This window comes from Janthinobacterium kumbetense (assembly GCF_023703445.1).
Classification (GTDB): domain Bacteria; phylum Pseudomonadota; class Gammaproteobacteria; order Burkholderiales; family Burkholderiaceae_D; genus Janthinobacterium; species Janthinobacterium kumbetense.
Genome location: NZ_JAMQGR010000002.1, coordinates 525380 through 550144 on the forward strand (window position 1 = coordinate 525380; position 24765 = coordinate 550144).

Annotated in this window: 25 protein-coding genes; 13 read left to right on the top strand and 12 right to left on the bottom strand. The window is 63.7% G+C overall.

The features are described 5' to 3' along the window. Positions 1-5: 5 nt before the first annotated feature. The 3 genes from NCG91_RS09760 to NCG91_RS09770 form a co-directional block, all read right to left on the bottom strand. Positions 6-446 (bottom strand): DUF2721 domain-containing protein, encoded by a 441-nt coding sequence (locus NCG91_RS09760; protein WP_034783716.1) that lies wholly within the window; start codon positions 444-446, stop codon positions 6-8. A gap of 112 nt (positions 447-558) precedes the next feature. After that, positions 559-1515: a prolyl aminopeptidase gene (gene pip / locus NCG91_RS09765; protein ID WP_251349514.1), complete on the bottom strand. Its 957-nt coding sequence runs from the start codon at positions 1513-1515 to the stop codon at positions 559-561. 78 nt (positions 1516-1593) lie between these two features. After that, positions 1594-2076 carry an Lrp/AsnC family transcriptional regulator gene (locus NCG91_RS09770; protein WP_034752896.1) on the bottom strand — a complete coding sequence of 161 codons (483 nt, stop codon included), beginning with the start codon at positions 2074-2076 and terminating at the stop codon, positions 1594-1596. Positions 2077-2229: 153 nt separating this feature from the next. Between NCG91_RS09770 and NCG91_RS09775 the strand changes: the two genes are divergently transcribed. Beyond that, complete coding sequence (locus NCG91_RS09775; RefSeq protein ID WP_251349515.1) at positions 2230-2850, top strand: LysE family translocator; 621 nt, start codon at positions 2230-2232, stop codon at positions 2848-2850. Here NCG91_RS09775 and NCG91_RS09780 read toward each other — a convergent pair. From NCG91_RS09780 to NCG91_RS09800, 5 genes are all read right to left on the bottom strand, one after another. Beyond that, positions 2787-4211: a tetratricopeptide repeat protein gene (locus NCG91_RS09780; RefSeq protein ID WP_251349516.1), complete on the bottom strand. Its 1425-nt coding sequence runs from the start codon at positions 4209-4211 to the stop codon at positions 2787-2789. The genes NCG91_RS09775 and NCG91_RS09780 overlap by 64 nt on opposite strands. A gap of 117 nt (positions 4212-4328) precedes the next feature. Next, positions 4329-5069 (bottom strand): acetoacetyl-CoA reductase, encoded by a 741-nt coding sequence (gene phbB, locus NCG91_RS09785; RefSeq protein ID WP_035823615.1) that lies wholly within the window; start codon positions 5067-5069, stop codon positions 4329-4331. A gap of 211 nt (positions 5070-5280) precedes the next feature. Next, positions 5281-6459: an acetyl-CoA C-acetyltransferase gene (locus NCG91_RS09790; RefSeq protein ID WP_034783723.1), complete on the bottom strand. Its 1179-nt coding sequence runs from the start codon at positions 6457-6459 to the stop codon at positions 5281-5283. Between the two features lie 222 nt (positions 6460-6681). After that, positions 6682-7167: a phasin family protein gene (locus NCG91_RS09795; RefSeq protein ID WP_077398509.1), complete on the bottom strand. Its 486-nt coding sequence runs from the start codon at positions 7165-7167 to the stop codon at positions 6682-6684. Positions 7168-7295: 128 nt separating this feature from the next. Further along, on the bottom strand, positions 7296-8204 hold the full coding sequence (locus NCG91_RS09800; RefSeq protein ID WP_099665877.1) for a LysR family transcriptional regulator: 909 nt from the start codon (positions 8202-8204) through the stop codon (positions 7296-7298). 118 nt (positions 8205-8322) lie between these two features. On the opposite strand from NCG91_RS09800, the gene metE reads away from it, so the two are divergent. The 4 genes from metE to minE all read left to right on the top strand — a co-directional run bounded on the left by metE (position 8323) and on the right by minE (position 12847). Beyond that, the gene (metE, locus tag NCG91_RS09805) at positions 8323-10635 is read left to right on the top strand and encodes a 5-methyltetrahydropteroyltriglutamate--homocysteine S-methyltransferase (RefSeq protein ID WP_251349517.1); all 2313 of its coding nucleotides are present in this window, start codon (positions 8323-8325) and stop codon (positions 10633-10635) included. Positions 10636-10991: 356 nt separating this feature from the next. Beyond that, complete coding sequence (minC, locus tag NCG91_RS09810; protein WP_251349518.1) at positions 10992-11741, top strand: septum site-determining protein MinC; 750 nt, start codon at positions 10992-10994, stop codon at positions 11739-11741. 37 nt (positions 11742-11778) lie between these two features. Further along, positions 11779-12594, top strand: coding sequence for a septum site-determining protein MinD (gene minD / locus NCG91_RS09815; protein WP_034783730.1), 816 nt, complete (start codon positions 11779-11781; stop codon positions 12592-12594). Position 12595: 1 nt separating this feature from the next. Next, a complete protein-coding gene (gene minE / locus NCG91_RS09820; RefSeq protein WP_034752886.1) occupies positions 12596-12847 on the top strand; it encodes a cell division topological specificity factor MinE in 252 nt (83 codons plus the stop codon). 3 nt (positions 12848-12850) lie between these two features. On the opposite strand, the gene NCG91_RS09825 is transcribed toward minE, so the two are convergent. Next, entirely contained in the window at positions 12851-13354 is a 504-nt protein-coding gene (locus tag NCG91_RS09825; RefSeq protein WP_251349519.1) for a YcjF family protein, read from the bottom strand. Between the two features lie 169 nt (positions 13355-13523). Here NCG91_RS09825 and NCG91_RS09830 point away from each other — a divergent pair, with 169 nt between their 5' ends. From NCG91_RS09830 to NCG91_RS09860, 7 genes are all read left to right on the top strand, one after another. Further along, positions 13524-14213, top strand: a complete 690-nt coding sequence (locus NCG91_RS09830; protein ID WP_099665880.1) for a response regulator transcription factor — start codon at positions 13524-13526, stop codon at positions 14211-14213. An 81-nt stretch (positions 14214-14294) separates the two neighbouring features. Then, complete coding sequence (gene hemA / locus NCG91_RS09835) at positions 14295-15569, top strand: glutamyl-tRNA reductase (protein ID WP_077398499.1); 1275 nt, start codon at positions 14295-14297, stop codon at positions 15567-15569. 84 nt (positions 15570-15653) lie between these two features. Further along, positions 15654-16730, top strand: a complete 1077-nt coding sequence (gene prfA, locus NCG91_RS09840) for a peptide chain release factor 1 (RefSeq protein ID WP_251349520.1) — start codon at positions 15654-15656, stop codon at positions 16728-16730. Between the two features lie 185 nt (positions 16731-16915). Next, positions 16916-17386 carry a disulfide bond formation protein B gene (locus NCG91_RS09845; RefSeq protein ID WP_077408913.1) on the top strand — a complete coding sequence of 157 codons (471 nt, stop codon included), beginning with the start codon at positions 16916-16918 and terminating at the stop codon, positions 17384-17386. 11 nt (positions 17387-17397) lie between these two features. After that, positions 17398-18228 (top strand): peptide chain release factor N(5)-glutamine methyltransferase, encoded by an 831-nt coding sequence (prmC, locus tag NCG91_RS09850; protein WP_099665882.1) that lies wholly within the window; start codon positions 17398-17400, stop codon positions 18226-18228. A 215-nt stretch (positions 18229-18443) separates the two neighbouring features. After that, the gene (gene gshA / locus NCG91_RS09855) at positions 18444-20045 is read left to right on the top strand and encodes a glutamate--cysteine ligase (protein WP_251349521.1); all 1602 of its coding nucleotides are present in this window, start codon (positions 18444-18446) and stop codon (positions 20043-20045) included. 25 nt (positions 20046-20070) lie between these two features. Then, on the top strand, positions 20071-21114 hold the full coding sequence (locus NCG91_RS09860; protein WP_099665884.1) for a histone deacetylase family protein: 1044 nt from the start codon (positions 20071-20073) through the stop codon (positions 21112-21114). A 6-nt stretch (positions 21115-21120) separates the two neighbouring features. Here NCG91_RS09860 and NCG91_RS09865 read toward each other — a convergent pair whose 3' ends face one another. Further along, positions 21121-21903 (bottom strand): LytR/AlgR family response regulator transcription factor, encoded by a 783-nt coding sequence (locus NCG91_RS09865; protein WP_099665885.1) that lies wholly within the window; start codon positions 21901-21903, stop codon positions 21121-21123. Next, positions 21890-23155 (bottom strand): histidine kinase, encoded by a 1266-nt coding sequence (locus NCG91_RS09870; RefSeq protein ID WP_099665886.1) that lies wholly within the window; start codon positions 23153-23155, stop codon positions 21890-21892. Before NCG91_RS09870 ends, NCG91_RS09865 begins: the two co-directional genes overlap by 14 nt. Before the next feature lie 286 nt (positions 23156-23441). Here NCG91_RS09870 and NCG91_RS09875 point away from each other — a divergent pair, with 286 nt between their 5' ends. Further along, positions 23442-23867 carry an organic hydroperoxide resistance protein gene (locus NCG91_RS09875; RefSeq protein ID WP_034783746.1) on the top strand — a complete coding sequence of 142 codons (426 nt, stop codon included), beginning with the start codon at positions 23442-23444 and terminating at the stop codon, positions 23865-23867. A gap of 59 nt (positions 23868-23926) precedes the next feature. On the opposite strand, the gene NCG91_RS09880 is transcribed toward NCG91_RS09875, so the two are convergent. Continuing rightward, on the bottom strand, positions 23927-24760 hold the full coding sequence (locus NCG91_RS09880) for a type 1 glutamine amidotransferase domain-containing protein (RefSeq protein ID WP_251349522.1): 834 nt from the start codon (positions 24758-24760) through the stop codon (positions 23927-23929). Positions 24761-24765: the final 5 nt, after the last annotated feature.

Genomic DNA, 24765 nt, shown 5'->3' on the forward strand with positions numbered 1-24765 from the left:
GCCGCTTAACGTGGCGGGCGGATATGGCGCCGGATGCGCTGGGCCGTCGCGGCCAGATAAATTTCGCGCAGTAAATAAATAAAACAGCCGATCAGGCAAATCACGGCCAGCACAAAGAAGGCCGCGATGTATTTGTCCAGGGTCAGGTTCAGAATATCGCCCAAAAACAGCATGGCGATGATGACGCAGACGAAGAAACCGCACGCCGTGCTGAGCGAAATCGAATAATTGATCAGATGGGTACGCCGATACAAGGTATCTAGCTCATCCATATAGAAATCGTTGTAGCCGATGTCGAGCCGGTCTTCCAGCACGCGCGTGCGGTCGATGATGCGGCCCAGACGGTTGGTCAGCACCACCAGCATGGTGCCGATACCGGTCAACAGGAAAACCGGCGCAATCGCCAGCTGGATGATATGGCCGATGTCGCCGATCTGTATGTTCATGGATAAAAAGTCGTGGGTTTACACCGGCGCCCGACCGTGGCGCCAGCACAGGCCATAGTGTAGCAGGTGGCGCACGCCGGCTGGCCGCTTTGCCAACCGGCGGGCTCTGGCGTCATACGAAACCGCGCCCCGGCACGAAGCGCTCGGTGGCGCGCACCAGCGCCGAAGCGATGCCGTGCTCGAGCGCGCCATGGCCCGCATCCGGGATCATTTCCAGCTGCGCGCCGGGCCAGGCTTGCTGCAGGCGGTAGGCCGACAGCGGCGGGCAGATGGCGTCGTAGCGGCCTTGCACGATGACGGCCGGCAAATGCGCGATGCGCGCCATGTTGCGGATCAGCTGGTCTTCCTCGAAGAAACCGAGGTTGGCCATGTAGTGCGATTCGAGCCGGCCCACGCCCAGGTCGAGCGCATCGTTCGGCGCATCTTCCGGCTGCGGCATCAGGTACACGCGGCGGCCTTCGAAGCGGCTCCAGGCGCGCGCGGCGGGCCAGTACACGGCGGGATCGCTGCTGAGGATGCGTTTCACGTAGGCCGCCAGCAAGTCGCCCCGTTCCTCTGCGGGAATAGGCGCGGCGAATTCCGCATACAGTTCCGGATAGAACCAGCGCACGCCCTCGATGAACCAGTCGATTTCCGCCTGCGTGCACAGGAAAATGCCGCGCAGCACGAAACCGAGGCAAGCCTCGGGGTGGGCCTGGCCATACGCCAGCGCCAGGGTCGAACCCCACGAGCCGCCAAACACCAGCCATTGGTCGATGCCGAACTGGGCCCGCAAGCGTTCGATATCGGCGATCAGCAGCTGCGTCGTATTGTTGCGCCATTCGCCCAGCGGCGTGGACTTGCCCGCGCCGCGCTGGTCGAACAGGATCACGCGATAGCGCTGCGGGTCAAAAAAGCGGCGGTGCTGCGGCGACAGGCCCGCTCCCGGGCCGCCGTGCAGGAACAGCACGGGAATGCCGTCGGGATTGCCGCACTCTTCCCAATAAATGGTGTGGATGTCATCGACCGCCAGCATGCCGTGCCGGTTTGGCGACAGGACGGGAAACAGGGGGGACAAAGAATCGGGCATGGCGGTCCTCAGAATGGCAGTCGGGGCGCCAGGCACGAGTCCTGGCAACTGTTCCAATTATAGTGCGCCGCCGGCGCCTCAGGCCAGCAGCAAGGGCAGGCGGTTCGACGACTTGATTTCGCGCATCGACAGGCTGGACTGGATTTCCGCCACACCGGGCAGGCGGCGCAGCACGGTCGAGACGAATTCGCCATACGCTTCCAGGTCGCGCGCCACCACTTGCAGGAAGTAATCGGCTTCGCCCGCCACATTGTGGCACGACAAGATTTCTGGAATCGTCGCGATCGCCTGCTCGAACTGCGACGGTTGTTCGCCGCCATGGTTGGCAAACACGACCCGCACGAACGCCACCAGGCCGATGCCCAACTTCTTGCGGTTAAGCAAAGCTTGGTAGCCGGTAATGAAACCTTCCTCTTCCAGGCGCCGCAAGCGGCGCCAGACGGGGGTTTCGCTCAGCTTCAAGCGCTCGGCCAGGCGCGCATTCGACAGCCGTCCTTCATCCTGCAACAGCCTGAGTATCTGCAAATCGGTGGCGTCGAGGCTAACTTCTGAAATTTTCATCTATTTTTTGTTTTTATACGAGTGGAATCTACCCGAATACTAGGGCATGCAGGGCAGGAAAAGCAAGCACATTTCATCGCTGCAAGAACATAATGGGACCCGGCGAGCAGGCCGCACCGTGTGCATGCTCCCGCTTTTCTTTTCGACCGAGCCATGTCCGATTCTACCTTCCTGATGTACCTGCTGGCACTGGCCGGCGCCTTTTTATTACCGGGCCCCGACATGGCGCTGGTGCTGGCGACGGGCGCCGCGCGCGGCGTGGCCACGGCGCTGGTGACGGCCGTGGGCATCGCCGGCGCGCGCGCCGTCCACGTGGCGCTGTCGGGCGCGGGCCTGGCGGCACTGATGGTGACGCATCCGCAAGCCTTGCAATGGGTCAAATGGGCGGGCGCCGCCTACCTGCTGTACCTGGCGCTGCGCCTGCTGCAGTCGGCCCTGTCGAGCAAAACGGCACAGGAAGCGGCCGCCCCCGCCACGGCGCATGGCGCCCGCGCCAGCCTGGTGCGCGGCTTCCTGACGAATCTGCTCAATCCGAAGGCGCTGCTGTTTTGCAGCATGTTCCTGCCGCAATTCGTCGTCGGCAGCGAGCAGGTCGGCATGCAATACCTGCGCCTGGGCGCCGTCCTGGTGCTGGTGGGCCTGCTGTTCGACGCCCTGTACGCCGTGCTGGCCGCGCGCCTGGCGCGCCGCCTGCGCGGCAAGCCTTCGCCTTACGGCAAGTTCGTGCTGCCTGCCGTGTTCGTGCTGCTGGCCGGGCGGCTGGTGCTGGGCTGATCGGCCATCGCATCCATGAAGAAGGCCGGGTAATCGGCCAGCAGGCTGCGCTCAAAGTCGTTGACCTTGCGAAATTGCCGCAGACCTGGCGCCATGGCCCGGCCCGCATCCCAGCTGCGCCAGGCATTCGGCGCATCGAATTGCGCCAGCAAAGCGTCGCCCAGGTCCTGGTACACGGCCGCCATGTGCGGCTTGGCTTGCAGCACTTGCAGATACAGGGCCGTCGCTTCCGGCCATTGGCCCAGCTTGGCGCGCAAATTACCTTCGAACAGGGCCAGGACGGGCTGCTGCATCCCCGTTTGCGTCCTGGCTTCCTGCACGGCGGCCAGCGCGGCCGCGACGCCCTCTTTATCCTTGGCCAGCAGCGCGCGCGTCAAGTCGTGGATGGGCTGGCACTCCTGCATGGCCCGCTGTTGCTCACGCGACAGCTTGTCCACCAGCGCACCCGTGGAAAAATGGTCTTCCAGCAAGGTCAAGAAAGCCTCGAAGGGTTTTTCTGCCGCAAACAGGCGCTCCGCCTCGGCGCGCAACGCCGGATGCGCCTGGGGACTCAGCGGCGGCAACAGCGCCGCCTGCGCCAGCACGCGCTCGAGCGGCGACGCGTCGGCCGCCAGCGGGCGTGGCCGGTATGCGGCCAGGGAATACGTGGCGGGCGCCCCCGCCGTCATGGCGCCGATGCGGAAATGGCGCGTGGCCGTGCCGCCCACCTCCTGGTAATGCAAGGTAAAGTCGGCGGGAATGCGCTTGCCATCGGCCAGCATCTTCAACACCAGCGGGTGGCCGCCCCAGGTGTAGCGCAGAAACTGGGCAAACGCCGTCGCATCGGCGCCGCTGACGGGGCTGCCGGCTATCCCCAGGCGCAGCAGGGGCTGCCCGTCGAGCGACCACAGCACGGCGCCGTCGAGCACCTGGGGGACCAGTGCGCCGCGCCGCCCTGGCGCCTGCACCGATAAAGTCTGCTCTTCATACACGGGCAAGGTCGCATGCTGTTCCAGCTTGCCGGCCTGCAGCATGCCTGCAATGCCCTGCCGGTGGCGCAACTCGATGGCGCGAAAGCCGACGGCGTCGAACAGCGAATAACCGTCATAGGTTCCCGCCGCCGTATCGATGAGGTAGCGGCGGCGCGTGGCAAAATCGAACATGGACAAGCTCATGCCATCGCGCACGCTGAGGTAATGGGGGCCCAGCACGACATCGCTTTCCTGCGTCTCGCGCGCGGGCAGGCTGGTTTTCACGCCGGGTTTGACGACCCGTTCGGTCACCACCGTGACGTGGAACGCGACGCTGGCCTGGGCCGCACTGGCGCCCAGGAAAAGGATGGCGGCCACGCTGGCGCGGCGCAAGGCGGGAACTAGGGTCATGGAGATGATGCAGTGGAGAAATACTGATTTTAAGGCAAATCCGGCGATTCCCTTGTTTTGCTTGCAAGCATAAAAAAAGACAGCCGCAGCTGTCTTTTTGTTTTACCTCAACAACGATTACGACATGTGCTGGCCGCCGTTGATCGAGATGTTGGCGCCCGTGACGAAGGCCGCTTCATCGGAAGCCAGGTAAGCCACCAGGCCGGCCACTTCTTCCGGCTTGCCCAGGCGCGCCATCGGAATTTGCGGGATGATTTTGCTGTCGAGCACTTCCTGCGGAATCGCCATGACCATCTTGGTGCCGATGTAGCCTGGCGAGATGGTGTTGACGGTGACGTTCTTGCGCGCCACTTCCAGCGCCAGCGACTTGGTGAAACCATGCATGCCGGCTTTCGCGGCCGAATAGTTGGTCTGGCCGAATGCGCCCTTCTGGCCATTCACGGACGAAATATTGATGATGCGGCCCCAGCCGCGTTCCACCATGCCGTCGCAGACGGGCTTGGTCATGTTGAAGACGGAATCGAGGTTGGTGCCCATCACGGCGTCCCAGTTCGGCTTGTCCATCTTCTTGAACGTCATGTCGCGCGTGATGCCGGCGTTATTCACCAGCACGTCGACAGGACCGATTTCCGCTTCCACGGCCGCCACGCAGGCCGCTGCCGAATCGTAGTCGGCCACGTCGCACGGATACGCCTTGAAGTCGTAGCCCATGTCCTTGGTCGTCGCCAGCCATTCCGCGACCTTCGGATTGCCTGGGGAATATGTGGTCACCACGCGATAGCCGAGCGCCGCCAGCTTGAAACACACCGCTTCGCCCAGACCACCCATGCCACCAGTTACCAATGCAACTCTTGCCATTTTCATCCCCTCAGTGTCGTTCTGTTGCTAAAAAGTTAATTATTTAAATAAAGCAGCCCAAAACCGCCGCATGACAGCGGCGTACCGCATCGCACCCAAGCGTAGCGAGCGGCGATGATTTGTGGCTAAGAAGCGCAACCGTGCTCTAGCACGGTGAGCATCGCAGGCCGCAAAGCACGCCGCGCAGTAGCTTGGGTGCGGTGCCAGCTACTTAGTCGCGCTCGATGGCCAGAGCGACGCCCATGCCGCCGCCGATGCACAGTGCGGCCAGGCCTTTCTTGGCGTCGCGGCGGATCATTTCGTGGATCAGGGTGACCAGGATGCGCGCGCCGGACGCGCCGATCGGGTGGCCGATGGCAATCGCGCCGCCGTTCACGTTGATCTTGCTGGTATCCCAGCCCATTTCCTTGTTGACGGCAATCGCTTGCGCGGCAAACGCTTCGTTGATTTCCATCAAGTCCAGCTCTTCATGCGTCCAGCCGGCTTTTTTCAGGCACAGACGCGATGCGGAGACGGGGCCCATGCCCATGACGGCCGGGTCCAGGCCCGACGAGGCGTAAGCCTTGATGCGTGCCAGCGGCTTCAAGCCCAGTTCCTTCGCTTGCGAGGCGGACATCATGATGACGGCGGCGGCGCCATCGTTCAGGCCCGAGGCGTTGCCGGCCGTGACGGTGCCGTCCTTGGCGAACGCGGGGCGCAGGCCGGCCAGCGATTCCAGGGTCGAACCGGGCTTGATGTATTCGTCGCTGTCGAAGACAACGGTACCTTTTTTGTTGGCGATTTCCAGCGGCAGGATTTCATCCTTGAACTTGCCCGCCTTTTGCGCCGCTTCCGCCTTCAGTTGCGACTGCAGCGCGAATTCATCCTGCTCGGCGCGCGTCACTTCGTATTTCTTGGCGACGTTTTCCGCCGTGATGCCCATGTGGTACTGGTTGTACACGTCCCACAGGCCGTCGACGATCATGGTGTCGATCATCTTGAAGTCGCCCATGCGGAAACCGTCGCGCGAGCCGTTCATCGCGTGCGGCGAAGCGCTCATGTTTTCCTGGCCGCCGGCGATGATGATGTTGGCGTCGCCGCACTTGATCGCTTGCGCCGCCAGGTGCGTGGCCTTCAAGCCGCTGCCGCATACCTTGTTGATGGTGAATGCCGGGATGCTGCTCGGCAGGCCAGCCTTGATGACGGCCTGGCGCGCGGCGTTCTGGCCGACGGCAGCCGTCAGCACCTGGCCCAGGATCGCTTCGCCGATCAGGTTCGGGTCGATGCCGGTTTGTGCCAGCAAGCCCTTGATTACATGCGCGCCCAGTTCGGACGCAGGAATCTTGGCCAGACTGCCACCGAATTTGCCGACTGCGGTACGGCCGGCGGCCACGATTACGACATCATCCATTTATTTCTCCGATATGCTGGCCACGAGGGCCAAGGTCAAGGTGCTAATAGAATCCCATTGGAATCCTGTGAATCCGGGAAGACACAGCAAGCTGTGTTTCATTCTAGCGCGGCATGCGCCGCAGTTCCAGCGCCGCACCGCAGGCGGCGGCGATGACAGCCTGCCTGCGGTGGCGGCGGGCGGCCTGGCGCGGCGGATAGCCGCTGCCGGGCCGCAACGCGCTTACGCCTGGCGAGCAGGACGCGTGTTTTTATTTTTATCATACCCTTCATCGGCGCCGCCGAAAGTGGTTTTTAGAAAATTATTGAAGGGAATAATCAGGGGTACGGGCGTTTGCTTTACCACCTGCAACAGCTCGCCAAATTTTTGACGCGATGCAGCAAACTCACCCTTTGTCACAGTGTCGAATTTCTCCTGGGTTTCTTGAGCAACATCCTTTGCCTGACGGCTATATGCACCGATGCGTTCGATGGCCAGTTGCGACTGCGTGCGCGACAGTTCCAGCAGCGCTTGCGGGTCCTTCGCGGACAGCAGCTGATTGCCCGCCACAGTAGCGGCCGCCAGCGCCGTGCGGGCCGCATCGAGCTGCAATTCCAGCACGCTGGCGCCGCTGTCGACAGCGGCCTGCGCATACGCTTGCGCGCTGATCAATTGTGCTTCCACCACGGCCTTGCCGGCCCGTGCCCATTGTTCGGAAAATGAAAACATCGTGTTCCTCCCCAAAGAGTAGGCAGCGCATGTTGCGCCGCACAGTGCTCAACTGTAAGCGGTGGTTCATTGCTGAACCTTGATATTTATCAAACTTTGCTGTTGGTTTGTTTCCAACCCAACGCTGGTCAGGACAACAACTTGATACCGTCGAGCGAGGCTGCGCACTGCTCGCGTATCACGCTGACGAAATCGCGCACGTACGCCTTGTCCTGCAGATGCTCGGGCACGGACACGTACAAATCGCTCCACAAGCCGTGTTCGCCCACCGGGCGCGCCACGACGTAATCGTAATCGACGTAATTCTTGATGGCCCAGTTCGGCAAGGCGGCAATGCCGCGCCGGCTCGCCACCAGTTGCAGCACGGCCACCGTCAATTCGGCCGTGCGGCGTTCAAACGCGATGCCGGCCGGCCGCAGCACTTCGCGGATCAGGTCGATGCGCTCCTCCGGCACGGGATAGGTAATTAATGTCTCGCCCGTGAAGTCGGCCGCCGCCAGCCGGCGCTGCGCCTGCAGCCGGTGCTTTTGCGCCATCACCACCAGCATTTCAAAGCGGAACAGGGGAAACACGGTGAAATCGGGGCCGTACGGCGAGCCGATCACGAGGTCCGCCTCGCCCGAACGCAGCAAGTCCGCCGGTTCGCTGTGAAAGCCGGAAACCAGGTCGATCTCCACTTCCGGCCAGCGCTGGCGGAAGGCATCCATCACCGGCATGAGCCAGTCGAAACAGGTATGGCATTCGAGCGCCACGCGCAGCTGTCCCTTGTCGCCCTGCGACAGGCGCGCCACGTCGCGCTCGGCCAGTTCGATCTCGGGCAGCAGCTTGTCGGCCAGGGCCAGGAGCCGGCTGCCCGTGGCCGTAAACGCGATCGGCATCGACTTGCGCTCGAACAATGGCGCCTTGTAGCGCTCTTCGAGCAAACGGATCTGGTGCGACAGGGCCGACTGGGTCAGGTTGAGCAGCTGCGCGGCGCGCACCAGGCTGCCGGACGAACGCAGGGCACTCAAGGTGCGCAGGTGACGGATTTCTAGCATCGGAGAAATGGATTCTGTGCGTGAATTATTTTCATGTTATTCGGCAAAATGTTTCGTTTTGATTATAGATCAAGTTGCCGCACACTCTAGCGCATTCACATTAAATCTCGATGACATCATGACCATTCGTACCCACGTCCTTGGCTTTCCCCGTATCGGCGCCGCGCGCGAACTGAAACTGGCGCTGGAAAGCCACTGGCGTGGCGAGCTGTCCGAGGCGGCCCTGGAAGCAACGGGCCGGCAACTGCGCGCGCGCCACTGGGCCCAGCAGCGCGACGCCGGCCTCGATTACGTCACCGTGGGCGACTTCGCCTTTTACGACCAGGTGGCCAGCCATATCCAGCTATTGGGCTGCGAACCGGCCCGTTTCCACTTTGCGCCAGAGCAATCGCCGCTGGCGCGCTATTTCACCATGGCGCGCGGCGCAGACACGCACGCCGCCCATGCCGGCTGCGGCCACGCGCACCATGCACACGCCGCAGGCACTGCCGCGCTGGAAATGACCAAGTGGTTTGACACCAATTACCATTACCTGGTGCCCGAACTGTCGCCGCAGACCCGCTTTTCGCTCGCTTGCGAGCGCCTGCTGGCGGAAGTCGCCGAGGCGCAGGCCCAGGGCCACCCGGTCAAGGCGGCCCTGATCGGCCCCCTCACCTTCCTGTGGCTGGGCAAAGAAAAGACGCCGGGCTTCGATCGCCTGGCCCTGCTGGAACAATTGCTGCCCGTCTACGGCGCCCTGCTCGACCGCCTGAAGCGGCAAGGCGTCACCTGGGTGCAGCTCGATGAGCCGATCCTGGGCCTGGACTTGCCCAATGCGTGGCGCAGCGCCTTCGAAAGCACGTATTGGCAGTTGAACCAGGTGGGCGTGAATATCCTGCTGGCCACGTATTTCTCGCCGCTGGAAGAAAACCTCAGCCTGACGTGCCGCCTGCCCGTGGCCGGCCTGCATGTGGACGGCATCCGCGCGCCGCATGAACTGATCAGCGTGACGGACTGGCTGCCCGCGCATAAAGTCTTGTCGATTGGTATCGTCGACGGGCGCAATATCTGGCGCACCGACCTCGACGCGGCCCTGGCCGTGCTGCGGCCGCTGGCAGCCAGGCGCGACGGCCATTTGTGGCTGGCGCCGTCGTGCTCGCTGCTGCACGTGCCGTTCAGCCTGGAAGCGGAAACGGAGCTCGACACCGACATCCGGAGCTGGCTGGCGTTCGCCACGGAAAAACTGGCGGAGATCGCCATCCTCAAGGGCGCGCTCGCCGGCCACCCCGATGACGCCGCACTGGCACAGTCTCGCCTGGCTGTCGCCGGGCGGCGCGCCAGCCCCCGCGTGCACCGCCCGCAAGTGGCGCAGCGCCTGCAGGCGCTGTCTCCCACCGTCGACCGCCGCGATTCCAGCTTCCCGCAGCGCCAGGCCATGCAGCGCGCGCGTTTGCAACTGCCCGATTTCCCCACGACGACCATCGGCTCCTTCCCGCAGACGCCGGCCATCCGCGCCGCCCGCGCCAGCCACAAGCGGGGCGAACTGGCGAGCGCCGAATATGAACGGCAGATGCGCGCCGAAATCGCCCGCGCCGTGGGGCGCCAGGAAGCGCTGGGCCTGGACGTGCTCGTGCATGGCGAAGCGGAACGCAACGACATGGTCGAATACTTCGGCGAACAATTGGACGGTTTTGTCTTCACGCGCCACGGCTGGGTGCAGTCGTACGGCTCGCGCTGCGTCAAGCCGCCCGTCATCTACGGCGACGTGCAGCGCCCGGCCGCCATGACGGTGGCCTGGACGGTGCACGCGCAAAGCCTGACCGATAAACCGATGAAGGGCATGCTGACGGGCCCCGTGACGATATTGCAATGGTCGTTCGTGCGCGACGACCAGCCGCGCGCCGCCACGGCGCTGCAGATCGCCCTGGCCATGCGCGACGAGGTAGCCGACCTGGAAGGGGCCGGCATCGGCATCATCCAGATCGACGAGCCGGCCCTGCGCGAAGGCTTGCCGCTGCGCCGCGGCCAGTGGGACGCCTACCTGGACTGGGCCACGCGCGCCTTCCGCATCGCCGCCTGCGTCGTTGGCGACACGACGCAGATCCACACCCACATGTGCTATGCGCAGTTCAACGATATCCTGCCGCAGATCGCCGCCATGGACGCTGACGTCATCACGATAGAGACGAGCCGCTCCGACATGGCGCTGCTGGCGGGCTTTGGCCAGTTCCAGTATCCGAACGAAATCGGCCCCGGCGTGTACGACATCCACTCGCCGCGCATCCCCTCGACCCTCGACATGGTGACATTGCTGCAAAAAGCCAGCGCCGTCATTCCCCCGGCGCATTTATGGGTCAACCCGGACTGCGGCTTGAAGACGCGGGGCTGGGCGGAAACGGAGGCGGCCTTGCAAAACATGGTGGCGGCGGCACGGCAGATGCGCGCGGCGTGATGAAAATATGACAAGGTCATGCAAGGCCTGACAAAACCGTGGCGAGCGGAAGAAAGTTGTGGTTGAGAAGCGCAACTGTACGAAGGTACAGTGAGCATCGCAGACCGCAAATTACGACGCGCAGCAGGTTTTGATAGGCGGACTCAAGCCGCATTCTCGGCTGCTTTCGGGGTGGCGCACCGGTTTTCCGGGGCGCCGTCCGTTTTTTTTGACATGAAGTAGGTGTTGCCCTGCGGAATAGCACGCGCCAGGCCCCTGATGCCGATTTTTTTGCAGTAGAATGCAAGAAATTTACTGCTCCCATTGTTGCCGTATGGAACATCTGGCCTGCCGCAGTTTCACTTTGATAAATGTTTATGTCCAAAAGCCCGTCGCAGAAGCCTATCGAAATCAAGATTTCCACCGTCGTTGCCGTCTCCGCCATTCTGCATAGCGCCGATACGCAGGCACTCGATGCCGCCTTGCGCGACATGACGGGAGGCGTGGCGGACTTTTTCGAGGACGACCTGGCCGTGCTGGACGTGGCGGCCTTGCCGCCCGGCAGCGTGCCCATCGACTGGGCCGCCCTCGTGGCCCTGCTGAAAAAATACCGTTTGAATGCCGTGGCCGTGCGCAATGCGCCGGCCGACATGCATGACGCCATCCTGGCGCAAGGCTTGAGCCTCGACAGCGGCAAGACGCGCGACGATGCGCCGCCCAAGGATGGTCCCAAGGATACCCCCACTGCCGCCGCCCAGTCGGGCGCCGACGCCCAGGTGATGGTGATCGACACGCCCGTGCGGGCCGGCCAGCGCATCTATGCGCGCGGCTGCGACCTGATCATCACCGCCGTCGTCAACAATGGCGCTGAAATCATCGCCGACGGCAGCATCCACGTATATTCCTCGCTGTACGGCCGCGCGCTGGCTGGCGCCTCGGGCAATGCCCAGGCGCGCATCTTCGCGCTGGCCATGGAACCGGAACTGGTCTCGATCGCCGGCGTGTACCGCACGTTCGAAGATGGTTTCCCCCCAGAAATGGCGCGCGGACCCGCGCAAATTCGTTTGGCTGGAGACAGAATCGATATACACTCTGTCAATCCGGTCACTCCCGTGAACCGCTCTTAAGCTGCACAATTCAAGAGATATCTGAAAAGGATTATTTGTGGCAAGAATTATTGTTGTGACGTCCGGCAAGGGCGGTGTCGGCAAGACGACCTCTAGCGCCAGTTTTTCCACTGGCCTGGCCATGCGCGGCCACAAGACAGCCGTGCTCGACTTCGACGTGGGCCTGCGTAACCTCGACCTGATCATGGGTTGCGAGCGCCGCGTCGTCTACGACCTGATCAATGTGATCAACAAGGAAGCAACCCTGAACCAGGCCTTGATCAAGGACAAGCACTGCGACAACCTGTTCATCCTGCCAGCCTCGCAAACGCGCGACAAGGATGCCTTGTCGGAAGAAGGCGTGGAACGTGTGTTGAACGACCTGATCAACATGGGCTTCGAATTCATCATCTGCGATTCGCCGGCCGGTATCGAGCATGGCGCGCTGATGGCGCTGACGTTTGCCGATGAAGCCATCATCGTCACCAACCCGGAAGTGTCGTCGGTGCGCGATTCGGACCGCATCCTGGGCATCCTGCAAGCCAAGTCGCGCCGCGCGCAGACGGGCGGCGAGCCGGTCAAGGAACATTTGCTGATCACCCGCTACTCGCCGAAACGCGTGGAATCGGATGAAATGCTGTCCTACCAGGACGTGCAGGAAATCCTGCGCATCCCGCTGGTGGGCATCATTCCGGAATCGGAGCAAGTGCTGGCCGCCTCGAACCAGGGCAACCCGGCCATCCATTTCACGGGCACGGACGTGGCGCAAGCCTATGAAGACGTGGTCTCGCGTTTCCTCGGCGAAGATGTCGAGTTGCGCTTTACCAACTATGAAAAGCCTGGATTACTCCAGCGCATTTTTGGGGCGAAGTGATATGGCCTTGCTTTCTTTCCTGTTCCCCCCCAAGCCGAAGACGGCCACCGCGGCCAAGGAACGCCTGCAGATCATCATCGCCCGCGAACGCAGCGGACGCGATGGTCCGGACTTCCTGCCCGCCCTGCACAAGGAATTGATCGCCGTCATTTCCAAGTACACCAAGGTCAATGCCGACGACATCAAGATTTCGCTGGACCGCCAGGGCAACCTGGAAGTACTCGACGTCAACGTGGTGCTGCCGGACGCGTAAGGCCTAATCCGGCCTGACCGTAAGCAATTCCTGCGCCACCGCGGCGCAGGCGTTCACGTGCTGGTTGCCGATCTGACGGAACACGGCGTAGCCGATGGCTGCCGCCACCGCCTGGCCGGCAAACGGCACAAAGCGCGCCACCTGCTTGGTGGCAATCTTGACGCCACTGCGCTTGAGCAGCTGGAGGATCAGTTCGCGCGACACCAACTTTCCCACCAGCATGCCGCCCATGCCCACCGCCGCGCGGTAGGCCATCATCTTGAACTGCGGGTTGAGGCGCTCGATCTGCTCGGGCGTGAGGCCGAATTCGTGGTTGATATCGTTGATCAGCATGGAAAACAGGCCTACGTCGGACATCAGGTCGATGCCGGGAATGGGAATGGCCGAGGCGCCCGCCGACATCATGGCACGCCGCTGCACCAGGCGCCGGCACCGTTCGCGCACTTGCTCGATGTCCGCGCGGCTGGCCGGTATCAGGGTCCAATCGGTGGTGCTCTTGTCTGCCATGGCCGTTTCTCCGCGAGTGATGGGTAGATGAACAAGTGTAACGTAAAGGCCTGCGCTGCCGATTTCACTGGACACAGTTGCAATCTCTGTTATATTTCACTTGAGCATTCCTTAACATTACGATAAGCAGAGCGGACCGTCTGTTTGTTGCTACACACTCCAGCCCATTATGCGAATTGCCGTACTCGATAGCGACCATAGCCAGGCAGAACTGATCTGCCAGGTGCTCACCGCCGCCGGCCACGCTTGCCACGAGTTTCAGAGTGCCAAGGACATGCTGGGGCAACTGCGCAAGGACAGTTGCGACATGCTGATCCTCGACTGGCATGTGAGCGATCTGGACGGCGCCGAAGTCTTGCGCCGTGCCCGGGAAAAACTGGCGCCCAAGGCGCCCGTGTTGTTTATGACCAACAGTTCCGGCGAAGACGACGTGGTGGCGGGCATGACGGCCGGCGCCGACGACTACATGATCAAGCCCTTGCGGCGCAGCGAACTGACCTTGCGCACCCAGGCGCTGCTGCGCGTGGCGTACCCGGCCCAGAATGGCGCCGAAACCTTGCAATTCGGTCATTACACGTTTGAAACCCGTCCAGGCCGCCTGCTGCGCGATGGCGAAGTGCTCGACGTGACGCACAAGGAATTCGCCCTGGCGCTGCTGTTTTTCCGCAACCTGGGCCGTCCATTGTCGCGCGCCTACATCCACGAAGCCGTGTGGCAGCGCGACACGGCCCTGCCTTCGCGCACCATGGATACCCACGTCTCGCGCGTGCGCAACAAGCTGCAGCTGAAACCGGAACACGGCTACAGGCTGGTGCCCGTCTACAGTTACGGTTATCGCCTGGAAAAACTGGGCGGCTGAACGGCGGCAAACGGCTGACCTGCTCAAAGCACGGGCACAAAGCGTTATAATGTCGGCATAAGCCATCCCAACAGCCCTGAAATGCAACTGCTCGCCGTAGGCCTCAACCATACCACCGCCCCAGTGTCGCTCCGCGAACAGCTGGCGTTTGCGCCTGAGCACTTGGGCCAGGCGGTGATGGCGGCGCGCACCTGGTTCCAGCGCATCGACTTGCGCGACAACGACGAAGCGGCCATCCTGTCGACCTGCAACCGCACCGAGCTGTACGCGGCCAGCCACGTGCCCAATCCGCTCGACGCGGGCGCGCATTTCCTGGCCGATTATCACAAGCTCAACTACAGCGAGCTGCGCCCCCACTTATATATGTTGCCGCAGCACGATGCCGTGCGCCACACCTTCCGCGTCGCCTCCGGGCTCGATTCGATGGTGCTGGGCGAAACGCAGATCCTGGGGCAGATCAAGGACGCCATCCGCACGGCCGACGAGGCGGGCGGCCTGGGCACGTATCTGCACCAGTTGTTCCAGCGCAGCTTTTCCGTCGCCAAGGAAGTGCGCAGCAGCACGGAAATCGGCGCCCACAGCGTGTCCATGGCGGCCGCCGCCGTGCGCCTGTCGCAGCGCATCTTCGACAAGATTGCCGAGCAGAACGTGCTGTTCATCGGCGCCGGCGAAATGATCGAATTGTGCGCCACGCACTTTGCGGCGCAAAACCCGAAAAGCATCACCATTGCCAACCGCACCATGGAGCGGGGCGAGGAACTGGCGCACCGCTTCAACGGCAAGGCCATCCGCCTGGCCGACTTGCCGGAGCAGCTGCACCAGTTCGACATCGTCATCTCGTGCACGGCGTCGTCGTTGCCGCTGCTGGGCCTGGGCCTGGTCGAGCGCGCCATCAAGGCGCGCCGCCACAAGCCCATGTTCATGGTCGACCTGGCCGTGCCGCGCGACATCGAGGCGGAAGTGGGCCGTTTGAACGACGTCTTCCTGTACACGGTCGACGACCTGGGCAAGGTCGTGCAGACGGGCCTGGAAAGCCGGCAAGCGGCCGTGGCGCAAGCCGAAGCCATCATCGAGACGCGCGTGCAATCGTTCATGAGCTGGGTCGACGACCGCGCCATGGTGCCCGTCATCCAGCATTTGCATGAAAACAGCGAATCCTTGCGCCTGATGGAAGTGGAACGGGCGCGCAAGATGCTGGCCAAGGGCGCCGACATCGACGCCGTCCTGGAAGCGCTGTCGAAAGGCTTGACGGCCAAATTCCTGCACGGCCCGCAGCAAGCGCTGCACCACGCGCAAGGCGACGAGCGCAAGCAGCTGGTCACCCTGCTGCCGAAACTGTTCCGCCCCCGCCGTTAGCGCAGCCCCGCTGGCCGCCCGCGCGGCCGCCCCTGCCCGCCTGCCGGGCCCGTATCATCCCTACACCTTTTACCGCGAATCGCTATGAAACCATCCATGCTGGCCAAACTCGATCAACTGGCGAACCGCCTGGTCGAACTCGACGAACTGCTGATGCATCCGGACGCCACGTCGAACATGGACAGCTACCGCAAGATGACGCGCGAGCACGCCGAACTGGGCCCGCTGGTCGCCCTGTACCATTCCTACCAGGAAGCGGGCAACGATATTGCGACAGCGCAAGAGATGCTGGGCGATCCCGACATGAAGGAATTCGCCCAGGAAGAAATCGAGGCGGCCAAGACCACCATGGCGCGGCTGGAACGCGAATTGCAAACCATGCTGCTGCCGAAGGATGTCAACGACGAGCGCAATATCTTCCTGGAAATTCGCGCCGGCGCGGGCGGCGATGAATCGGCCCTGTTCGCCGGCGATTTATTGCGCATGTACACGCGCTTTGCCGAGCGCAACCGCTGGCAGGTGGAACTCGTGTCTTCTTCCGATTCCGACCTGGGCGGCTACCGCGAAGTGATCGTGCGTATCGTCGGCAATGGCGCGTATTCGAAACTGAAATTCGAGTCGGGCGGCCACCGCGTGCAGCGCGTGCCGGCCACGGAAACGCAGGGCCGCATCCACACGTCGGCCTGCACGGTAGCCGTGATGCCGGAAGCGGACGAAGTGGAAGACGTCAACATCAACCCGGCCGACCTGCGCATCGACACCTACCGCGCCTCGGGCGCGGGTGGACAGCACATCAATAAAACGGATTCCGCCGTGCGCATCACCCACTTGCCGACCGGCATCGTGGTGGAATGCCAGGATGACCGCAGCCAGCACAAGAACAAGGCGCAGGCGATGAAAGTGCTGGCCGCGCGCATCAAGGACGTGCAGCTGCGCGAACAGCAGTCGAAGGAAGCGGCCACCCGCAAGAGCCTGATCGGCTCGGGCGACCGCAGCGAGCGCATCCGCACGTATAATTTCCCGCAAGGCCGTCTGACGGACCACCGCATCAATTTGACCTTGTACAAGCTGGACTTCATCATGGATGGGGATTTGACGGACTTGACGAATGCCTTGGCGGCAGAGCACCAGGCGGAGCTGCTGGCAGCCTTGGGCGATTAAACAGCGTCCATGGCGGCGTTGCATCGCCTGGCCGTACATTCGTACTGCCTGCGGCGCTGCGCCTTGCCCTGAACACTTTTTAACGCGCCCAGCCAGATCAAGGGTTTAAGTAGCGGCTAAGCAATAAAAATCCGCCCTTGTGCGAAAATGACCAGCTCGATTCCATCCACCTCACCGTGTCGCCCATGAAAAATTCACGCACCGTCCTCCTGTTGACCGCCGCCCTGTGTTTCCTGATGCTGGGCGTGGCCATGTATTTGCAGCATGCCATGAACATGGCGCCGTGCCCGCTGTGCGTGATCCAGCGCTACCTGTTCCTCGCCATCGGCATCGCCTGCCTGGCCGGCGCGGCGGCCAACCGGCCGAAGATCGGCGCGGGCGTCGGCGTGCTGGCGGCCCTGGGCGGCCTGGGCGTGGGCGCCAAGCATCTGTACGTGCTGGCCAACCCCGGCTTTTCGTGCGGCATCGACCCGGTGGAAACGGCGCTGAACAAGGTCTTCACGGCCGAACTCATGCCCTTCATGTTTGAATCGTATGGCGCCTGCGAAAACGCGGGCGAGCCATTCTTCGGCCTGTCGATCCCGCAATGGGCGTTCATCTGGTTCGCCATCTTCGCCCTCACCTTGCTGTGGACCTTGCTGCGCCGTCAGAAATAATTGAAAGCACTATGCCAGAAACACTGATCCCCGCCGGCAGCACTGTCGGCGCCCTGCAAATCCGTCCCCTGCTCGATCCGCTCGACAACCGCATCCTGCTGGGCCACGCGCTGGGCCTGTCGCGCGTGAGCCTGATCACGCAATCGGAGCGAGTCCTCACTTCCGACGAGGCGGCCCGTTTGTCAGCCTTGCTGGCGCGCCGCCTGCAGGGCGAGCCGATCGCCTACATCGTCGGCCAGCGTGAGTTTTTCGGCCTGCCGTTCGAAGTGAACGACGCCGTGCTGATCCCCCGCCCCGACACGGAAGTGCTGGTGGAACTGGCGCTCGAACGCCTGCCGCCCGGCGGACGGGTGCTCGACATGGGCACGGGCAGCGGCGCCATCGCCGTCGCCCTCGCGCACACGCGGCCCGACGCCGTCGTCACGGCCCTGGACGTGAGCAGCACGGCGCTGGCCGTGGCGCGCCGCAACGCCAGCGCCAACGGCGTCAACATCACCTTCATGGCCAGCGACTGGTTTGAGGCGCTGGGCACGGAAAAGTTCGACCTGATCGTCTCGAATCCCCCCTACATCGCCAGCGGCGACCGCCACCTGGCCGAAGGCGATCTGCGCTTCGAGCCGGCCGGCGCGCTGACCGACCACGCGGATGGCCTGTCGGCCCTGCGCACCATCGTCTCCGGCGCCGCGCGCCACCTGGCGTCAGGCGCCTGGCTGCTGATGGAACACGGCTACGACCAGGCGGCATCCGTGCGCGGCTTGCTGGCCGACGCCGGCTACAACAAAGTGCAAAGCTGGCGCGACCTGGCCGGCATCGAACGGGTCAGCGGCGCCCGCCACGGCTGAGCACGACAAGCTGCGCAAAGCTTGATCCGGCGGCGCGCCAGATCCCCCGCAGTTTGTTAAAATATCAAGCGAATTCCTGACCGAAGCGCCGTCCCTGTTCCCCGGGGCGGACGCTGGCGACGCGGCGTTTTTTGGGCCGGCGCCGACGCATTTGCCAAAATTCGGTTAATCTCAGCACAAATTATTTATATGCTGCACAAGAAAGGAAGCTCAAATTGCCCAACCTGTTGACTCGCCGCCTGGCATTGCTGACCGAAGATGCCAACCGCGCGCTGCTGGGCGGCTTGCGCGGCATCGAGCGTGAAACCCTGCGCGTCGACCATGCCGGCCATCTGGCTTCCACGCCCCACCCCGCCGCCCTGGGCTCGGCGCTGACGCACCCTGAAATCACCACCGATTACGCCGAAGCGCTGCTCGAATTCATCACGCCGGCGGAACAGGACATCGCCGTCACGCTGGACAAACTCGACACCGTGCACCGCCACGCCTACAGCCGCCTCGGCGACGAGTTGCTGTGGAGCCAGTCGATGCCGTGCCAGCTGCCGCCCGAAGCGGACATCGAAATCGCCAACTACGGCAGCTCGAACATGGGCATGCTCAAGCACGTCTACCGGCGCGGCCTGGCCTTGCGCTATGGCAAAGCCATGCAATGCATCGCCGGCATCCATTACAACTACTCGCTCGACGAGCAGCTGTGGCAAGCGCTGGCCGGCAATCCTGACACCAGCGCCAGCCCCACGCACGCGGCGGCCACGCCGAAAGACGTGCAGTCGGAAAGCTACCTGGCGACGATCCGCAATTTCCGCCGCTACAGCTGGCTCCTGATGTACCTGTTCGGCGCTTCGCCGGCCCTGTCGGCCGGTTTCCTGCGCGGCCGCCCGCACAAGCTCGACACCCTGTCCGACGACACCCTGTTCCTGCCGTACGCCACCAGCCTGCGCATGAGCGACCTCGGCTACCAGAACGATGCCCAGTCCGGCCTGCGCCCGCACGAAAACAGCCTGGACGACTACGTCAACGCCCTCACGCACGCCGTCAACGACCCGTATCCGCCGTATGCGGCGCTGGGCACAAAGAAGGATGGCGAGTGGATTCAATTGTCCACCAACGTGCTGCAGATCGAAAATGAATACTATTCGACCATCCGTCCGAAACGCGTGATCCGCACGGGCGAGCGCCCGATCCAGGCCCTGTGCCTGCGCGGCGTGCAATACATCGAAGTGCGCTGCATGGATGTCGACCCGTTCGAGCCGGTCGGCATCAGCCTGGAAACGGGCCGCTTCCTCGACGCGTTTTTGCTGTTCTGCGCGCTCGACGACAGCGGTCCCATCTCGGCCGAGCAAAGCGCCTGCTACACGAACAATTTCGCCCGCACCGTCAAGGAAGGCCGCAAGCCGGGCCTGACCCTGCGCCGCGACGGCGAAGAGATCACCCTGCAGGCCTGGGGCGAAGAGTTGCTGGCGCGCATCGCGCCCGTGGCGGCCTTGCTCGACGCGCGCCTTGGCGGCACGCAGCATGCGGACAGCCTGGCCGCGCAAGCCCGCAAACTGGCCGACCCGGATGCGACGCCATCGGCGAAGGTATTGGCCGAACTGCGCGCCAACGGCGGCTCGTTTGCCGCCTTCGGCCTGCGCCAGAGCGAACGTCACGCCGCCTATTTCCGCGCGCAGCCGGCAACGCAGGAACAAAGCGCGTATTTCGACGAGATGGCCGCCAGCTCGCTGGCCGAGCAACGCGCCATGGAAGCGGCACCGGCCGGCAGCTTCGACGATTTCGTCGCCGCTTACCGCGCCAGCACCCTGTGCTCGCACACCTGAGTCTGACCTTGCGCAAAGCGCCCCCATGCTGACCTTCTACAATGAATTGCACAGCCAGCACCGGGGCCGCTTCGAAATGTTTCGCGGCACCCTGGTGCCCTGCTTCGAGACGCCCGAGCGGGCCGACATGGTGGTGGCCGAGCTGGGACGGCGCAACCTGGGCCGCATCGTCACGCCGCACGGCGTGCCGCTGACGTCGCTGGAGCGCATCCACACGCCCCGTTACCTGCATTTTTTGCGCCACGCCTGGCACGACTGGCTGGCGCTCGATCCCGACAATGCGGGCAAGGACGCCTTGCCATCCGTGTGGCCCGTGCGCACCTTGCGCAGCGATATCGAACCGGATGACTTCACGGCCAAGCTGGGACTGTACTCGATGGACAATGGCACGCCGCTGACGGCCGGCACGTGGACGGCGGCCAAGACGGGCGCCGACTGCGCCGTCAATGCGGCCCATGCGCTGCGCCTGGGCGAGCGGGCCACGTTCGCCCTGACGCGCCCGCCGGGCCACCACGCGGGCAGCGATTTCTTCGGCGGCTACTGTTTTCTGAACAACGCGGCGCTGGCCGCGCAGCATCTGCTCGACGACGGCGCGCGCAAGGTCGCCATCCTCGATATCGATTACCACCACGGCAACGGCACGCAAAGCATCTTTTACCAGCGCGACGACGTACTGTTCGCCTCACTGCACGCCGACCCGCGCAGCGAATATCCGTTTTATCTGGGCCACGCCGATGAAACGGGCAGCGGCGCGGGGCTGGGCTACAACGTCAACTTGCCGCTGCCCCCCGGCACGTCCACGGCCAGCTGGTTCGCCGCGCTGGAAACGGCTTGCCTGCGCATCAATATGTATGCGCCCGATGCGCTGGTGGTCTCGCTCGGCGTGGACACCTTTGCCGGCGACCCGCTGTCGCACTTCGCCCTGCAAAGCGGCGACTACCTGCGCGTGGGCGAGCGCCTCGCGCATCTGAACCTGCCCACCGCCTTCATCCTCGAAGGAGGCTATGCCGTGAAGGAAATCGGCATCAATGTCGTCAACGTGCTCGAAGGCTTTGAAACGGCCGATTAAGCCAGCCTACATATTGCGGAACAGCGCCATGAACGGCTGGCTCACGGCCAGGGTTTCCGGCCGCGTTTTCAGGCGCAAGGCGCCACGCCCCACCTCGTCGCGCGTGACCGAGGCCACCATCTTCATGTTGACGATGGTGGAGCGGTGGATCTGCTTGAAGATGGCCGGGTCGAGCACGTCGAGCAGTTCGCGGATCGGCTTGCGCAACAGCGCCTCGCCTTCCGCCGTCATGACGGCCGTGTACTTGGTGTCGGACTGAAAATAGGCGATGTCTTCCACCATGATCAGCCGCGTATCCTTGCCGCTGCTGGCCGTCAGCCACACCAGCGGCGGCGACTTGGCCGCCGCCGGCAAGGCGCTGCTCAATTGCTGCAGCAGGCCGGCCAGCGCGCCGTCGCCCGCCTGGGTCTTGCCGGCCCGTGCCTGCACGCGCTGCACGGTCGCCTGCAGGCGCTCGCGGGCTATCGGTTTCAATAGATAATCGACGGCGCCATTATCGAAGGCGTCGATCGCGTACTGGTCGTAGGCGGTGACGAACACCACCTGCGTGGCGGGACTCGCTTCCAGCGCGCCGGCCGCCACTTCCAGCCCCGTCAAGCCCGGCATGCGGATGTCGAGGAAGGCGATATCGGGGCGCAGGGTGGCGATGGCCTCGAGCGCCGCGCCGCCGTCGTCGCAGGCGGCGACGATGCGCAAGCCGGGCCACTCTTCGGCCAGCAGGGCCACCAGCGCGTCGCGCAGCAGGGCTTCGTCTTCGGCAATGACGCAAGTCATCTCAGGCTGATGCATAGGAAACTCCTTGCGCCGTGCTGTCTGGCACCGTGATGGTGGCCGTCACGCCATCGGGGAAATTGGCGACAATGGCAAACGCGGCGGCATTGCCGTAGGTCAGGCGCAGGCGCTCGCGCACATTGCGTAAGCCAATGCCCGTGCCGGCGCCGTCGTCGCTGAGCCCCTTGCCGTCATCGGCCACCGTGACGATCACCGTGCCGTTGCCGCTGCGCGCCATGATCCAGATGGTGCCGCCGCCGCTTTTCGGCTCCAGGCCATGCTTGATGGCGTTTTCCACCAGGGTTTGCAGCATCATCGGCGGCAGTTCCGCCTGGCGCAGGTATTGCGGCACCTCAATCTGCAGGTTCAGGCGTGCGCCCATGCGGATTTTCAGGATATCGAGATAGGCGCGCGCCCGTTCCAGCTCCGTGCCCAGGGTCGACATGGCTTGCTCCGTGCGCGGCAGCGAGTGGCGCAAATACAGGATCAGGTTGCCGAGCATTTCGTCGGCGCGCACGGGGTCGCTGCGCGTGAGCAGCTGCGCGCTGGCCAGGGTGTTGTACAGGAAGTGCGGCTCGACCTGCGCATGCAGCAGGCTCAGCTTGGCCACCGTGAGTTCCTTTTCCGTCACCGTCTGGCGCGCCTCGGCCTGCTCGCCGCGGCGGCGCTGCGCCACCCGGCGCGTCATCGCCCGCGTCACCGCTTCCGCGTTTTCCAGGTTGCTGCCATGGTCGACGAGGAACCAGTCGGTCCAGGCGTTGCGCGCCGGTTCGCAGATCAGGGTGACGCTGCCCGCTTCGCCATTCGGCGTGACGGTGGCGAGAATCTGGTTCGGCCGCGGCTCCAGGAAGCCCAGCAGGCGCATGCGCGGCAAGCCCGTGTGCGTGTAGGGCGCGGCGCGGCGCACGCGGGCCTGCACCTGCAGGCTGTCGCGCGCGCTTTCGACCACTTCGCTGCCCGGCAGTTCACGGATGGCCGCGTCGATCATGTCGAACGCCTCGCCCGCCTCGAACGGAATCTCGATCTGGCGCCGCTGGCGGCTCGACAGGGTGCCGGCATTGACGGCGCCGGCGATCAGGCGCACGCGCCGCACGTGCGAAAACGCATTCGTGACGACGGCGCTGGCCAGCAGCGCGCCGACGATGACAAAAAAGCCTTCCGTCTGTCCGAAGACATGGCGCAGGAAATTCTCGACCAGAATCGCCGTGGCGATGATGTAGGCGACCATCGTGGCCACGGTGATGCGCAGGATAAAGAAAAGGCTAGTCATGATTTTTCCTTGGGGAGTGAAGTGGGGCCAAGCATAACTATCGGCGCCAGCGGCGGTGGCCATTATGCGATGGAAGGGCAATACTGGCGACAAAGGCAAGAAAATAAAGCTTCAATCCGCGCCACGCGCAAATAAAATCGCTTGCAATTAAATAGCGCACGATATATATTGTGTACATGGACGCCGCACACCGCTTCTTCAGACGGGCATCCTGGGGCAGCAGCCCACGAAACAAGTAGCACACTATTTAGTAGTCAACTATTTAATCAACTCAAGGAAAACCATCATGTCGATCAAACAAGTCCTGTACCGCGCCCAAGCTACCGCCACCGGAGGCCGCGAAGGCCGCGCCGTGTCGTCCGACAATGTGCTGGACGTCAAGCTGACCACGCCAAAAGAACTGGGCGGCAATGGCGCCGTCGGCACCAATCCGGAACAACTGTTCGCCGCCGGCTACTCGGCCTGCTTCATCGGCGCCATGAAATTCGTCGGCGGCCGCGACAAGATCGCCCTGCCGGCGGACCTGTCGATCGAAGGCAACGTCGGCATCGGCGCCATCGAGACGGGCTTCGGCATCGAAGTGGAACTGAAAATCTCGCTGCCAGGCATGGAACGCGCCGCCGCCGAAGCGCTGGTCGCCGCCGCCCACATCGTGTGCCCGTACTCGAACGCCACGCGCGGCAACATCGACGTCACCCTGACGATCGTGTAATCCCCACCGCCTTGGGGCGCATCCCCGGCCGCGCCCCCAGGCGCCGCCGGGGATTTTTTTCAGCGCAGCGCCTGCAGCAGCTTGTCCGCCAGGGCCGGCGCCGAGGCGGGATTCTGCCCCGTGATCAATTCGCGGTCGACCACCACGTTGCTGCTCCACGGCGCCTGGTTCTGCACATACTGCGCGCCAGCCGCCTGCAATCCCGACTGCGGATAGAACTTCATCGTGCCGCCGCCGAGCGCGCCCTGCGCCGCCGCCTCTTCCTGGTTGCTGATTACCGTCATGCGGTAGCCGCCGTAGATCCAGCCGGCCGGCGCGGGCGGCGTCTGGCCCGCTTCCAGCGCGGCCGTAAATTGGGCCGCCTGCGGCAGGGCCGACAACAGGGCGATGGGGCCGTGGCACAGCAGCGCCGTCGGCTTGCCGTCCGCGTGGAACTGGCGCAGCAAGGCGCCCAGGCCGGCATCCTTCAACAAATCCTGCATGGGCGCGTGGCCGCCCGGCACCAGCACGGCCGCATAGTGGCCATAGCCGATCTGCGCCACCCGTTTCAGGCTGATCACGGGCGAGCGGCCCGGCACCGTCAGCGCCAGCTGGTCCAGCAGCGCCTTGTGCGCCGCGTGCGCGGCCGCGTCGCCGCCAAAGTAGGCGGCCGTATCCGAACTGGCGTCCAGCGTGGGCGCCTGGCCCTGCGGCGTGGCGAACGTCACCGTGTGGCCCGCGTCGAGCAGCTTTTTGACGGGTTGCATCAATTCATTCAGATAAAAGCCCGTCGCGAAGACCTTGCCATCGCGCAATTCGAGGTGGTTCGCGTCGGACAGCACGACGAGAACGTCGGCCGCCTGGGCGGTGGAAAAGGCGGCGAACAGCACACTGCTTAAGAGTAATTTTTTCATCATGA

Coding starts and splice junctions, on each gene's coding strand:
- hemA (WP_077398499.1), top strand. CDS start 14,295: ATGCAACTGCTCGCCGTAGGCCTCAACCATACCACCGCCCCAGTGTCG.
- NCG91_RS09875 (WP_034783746.1), top strand. CDS start 23,442: ATGTCGATCAAACAAGTCCTGTACCGCGCCCAAGCTACCGCCACCGGA.
- minE (WP_034752886.1), top strand. CDS start 12,596: ATGGCCTTGCTTTCTTTCCTGTTCCCCCCCAAGCCGAAGACGGCCACC.
- NCG91_RS09830 (WP_099665880.1), top strand. CDS start 13,524: ATGCGAATTGCCGTACTCGATAGCGACCATAGCCAGGCAGAACTGATC.
- NCG91_RS09790 (WP_034783723.1), bottom strand. CDS start 6,459: ATGGATGATGTCGTAATCGTGGCCGCCGGCCGTACCGCAGTCGGCAAA.
- minC (WP_251349518.1), top strand. CDS start 10,992: ATGTCCAAAAGCCCGTCGCAGAAGCCTATCGAAATCAAGATTTCCACC.
- metE (WP_251349517.1), top strand. CDS start 8,323: ATGACCATTCGTACCCACGTCCTTGGCTTTCCCCGTATCGGCGCCGCG.
- prmC (WP_099665882.1), top strand. CDS start 17,398: ATGCCAGAAACACTGATCCCCGCCGGCAGCACTGTCGGCGCCCTGCAA.
- NCG91_RS09865 (WP_099665885.1), bottom strand. CDS start 21,903: ATGCATCAGCCTGAGATGACTTGCGTCATTGCCGAAGACGAAGCCCTG.
- NCG91_RS09760 (WP_034783716.1), bottom strand. CDS start 446: ATGAACATACAGATCGGCGACATCGGCCATATCATCCAGCTGGCGATT.
- NCG91_RS09770 (WP_034752896.1), bottom strand. CDS start 2,076: ATGAAAATTTCAGAAGTTAGCCTCGACGCCACCGATTTGCAGATACTC.
- NCG91_RS09845 (WP_077408913.1), top strand. CDS start 16,916: ATGAAAAATTCACGCACCGTCCTCCTGTTGACCGCCGCCCTGTGTTTC.
- NCG91_RS09775 (WP_251349515.1), top strand. CDS start 2,230: ATGTCCGATTCTACCTTCCTGATGTACCTGCTGGCACTGGCCGGCGCC.
- NCG91_RS09860 (WP_099665884.1), top strand. CDS start 20,071: ATGCTGACCTTCTACAATGAATTGCACAGCCAGCACCGGGGCCGCTTC.
- NCG91_RS09870 (WP_099665886.1), bottom strand. CDS start 23,155: ATGACTAGCCTTTTCTTTATCCTGCGCATCACCGTGGCCACGATGGTC.
- phbB (WP_035823615.1), bottom strand. CDS start 5,069: ATGGCAAGAGTTGCATTGGTAACTGGTGGCATGGGTGGTCTGGGCGAA.
- pip (WP_251349514.1), bottom strand. CDS start 1,515: ATGCCCGATTCTTTGTCCCCCCTGTTTCCCGTCCTGTCGCCAAACCGG.
- NCG91_RS09795 (WP_077398509.1), bottom strand. CDS start 7,167: ATGTTTTCATTTTCCGAACAATGGGCACGGGCCGGCAAGGCCGTGGTG.
- NCG91_RS09800 (WP_099665877.1), bottom strand. CDS start 8,204: ATGCTAGAAATCCGTCACCTGCGCACCTTGAGTGCCCTGCGTTCGTCC.
- NCG91_RS09825 (WP_251349519.1), bottom strand. CDS start 13,354: ATGGCAGACAAGAGCACCACCGATTGGACCCTGATACCGGCCAGCCGC.
- NCG91_RS09780 (WP_251349516.1), bottom strand. CDS start 4,211: ATGACCCTAGTTCCCGCCTTGCGCCGCGCCAGCGTGGCCGCCATCCTT.
- NCG91_RS09880 (WP_251349522.1), bottom strand. CDS start 24,760: ATGAAAAAATTACTCTTAAGCAGTGTGCTGTTCGCCGCCTTTTCCACC.
- prfA (WP_251349520.1), top strand. CDS start 15,654: ATGAAACCATCCATGCTGGCCAAACTCGATCAACTGGCGAACCGCCTG.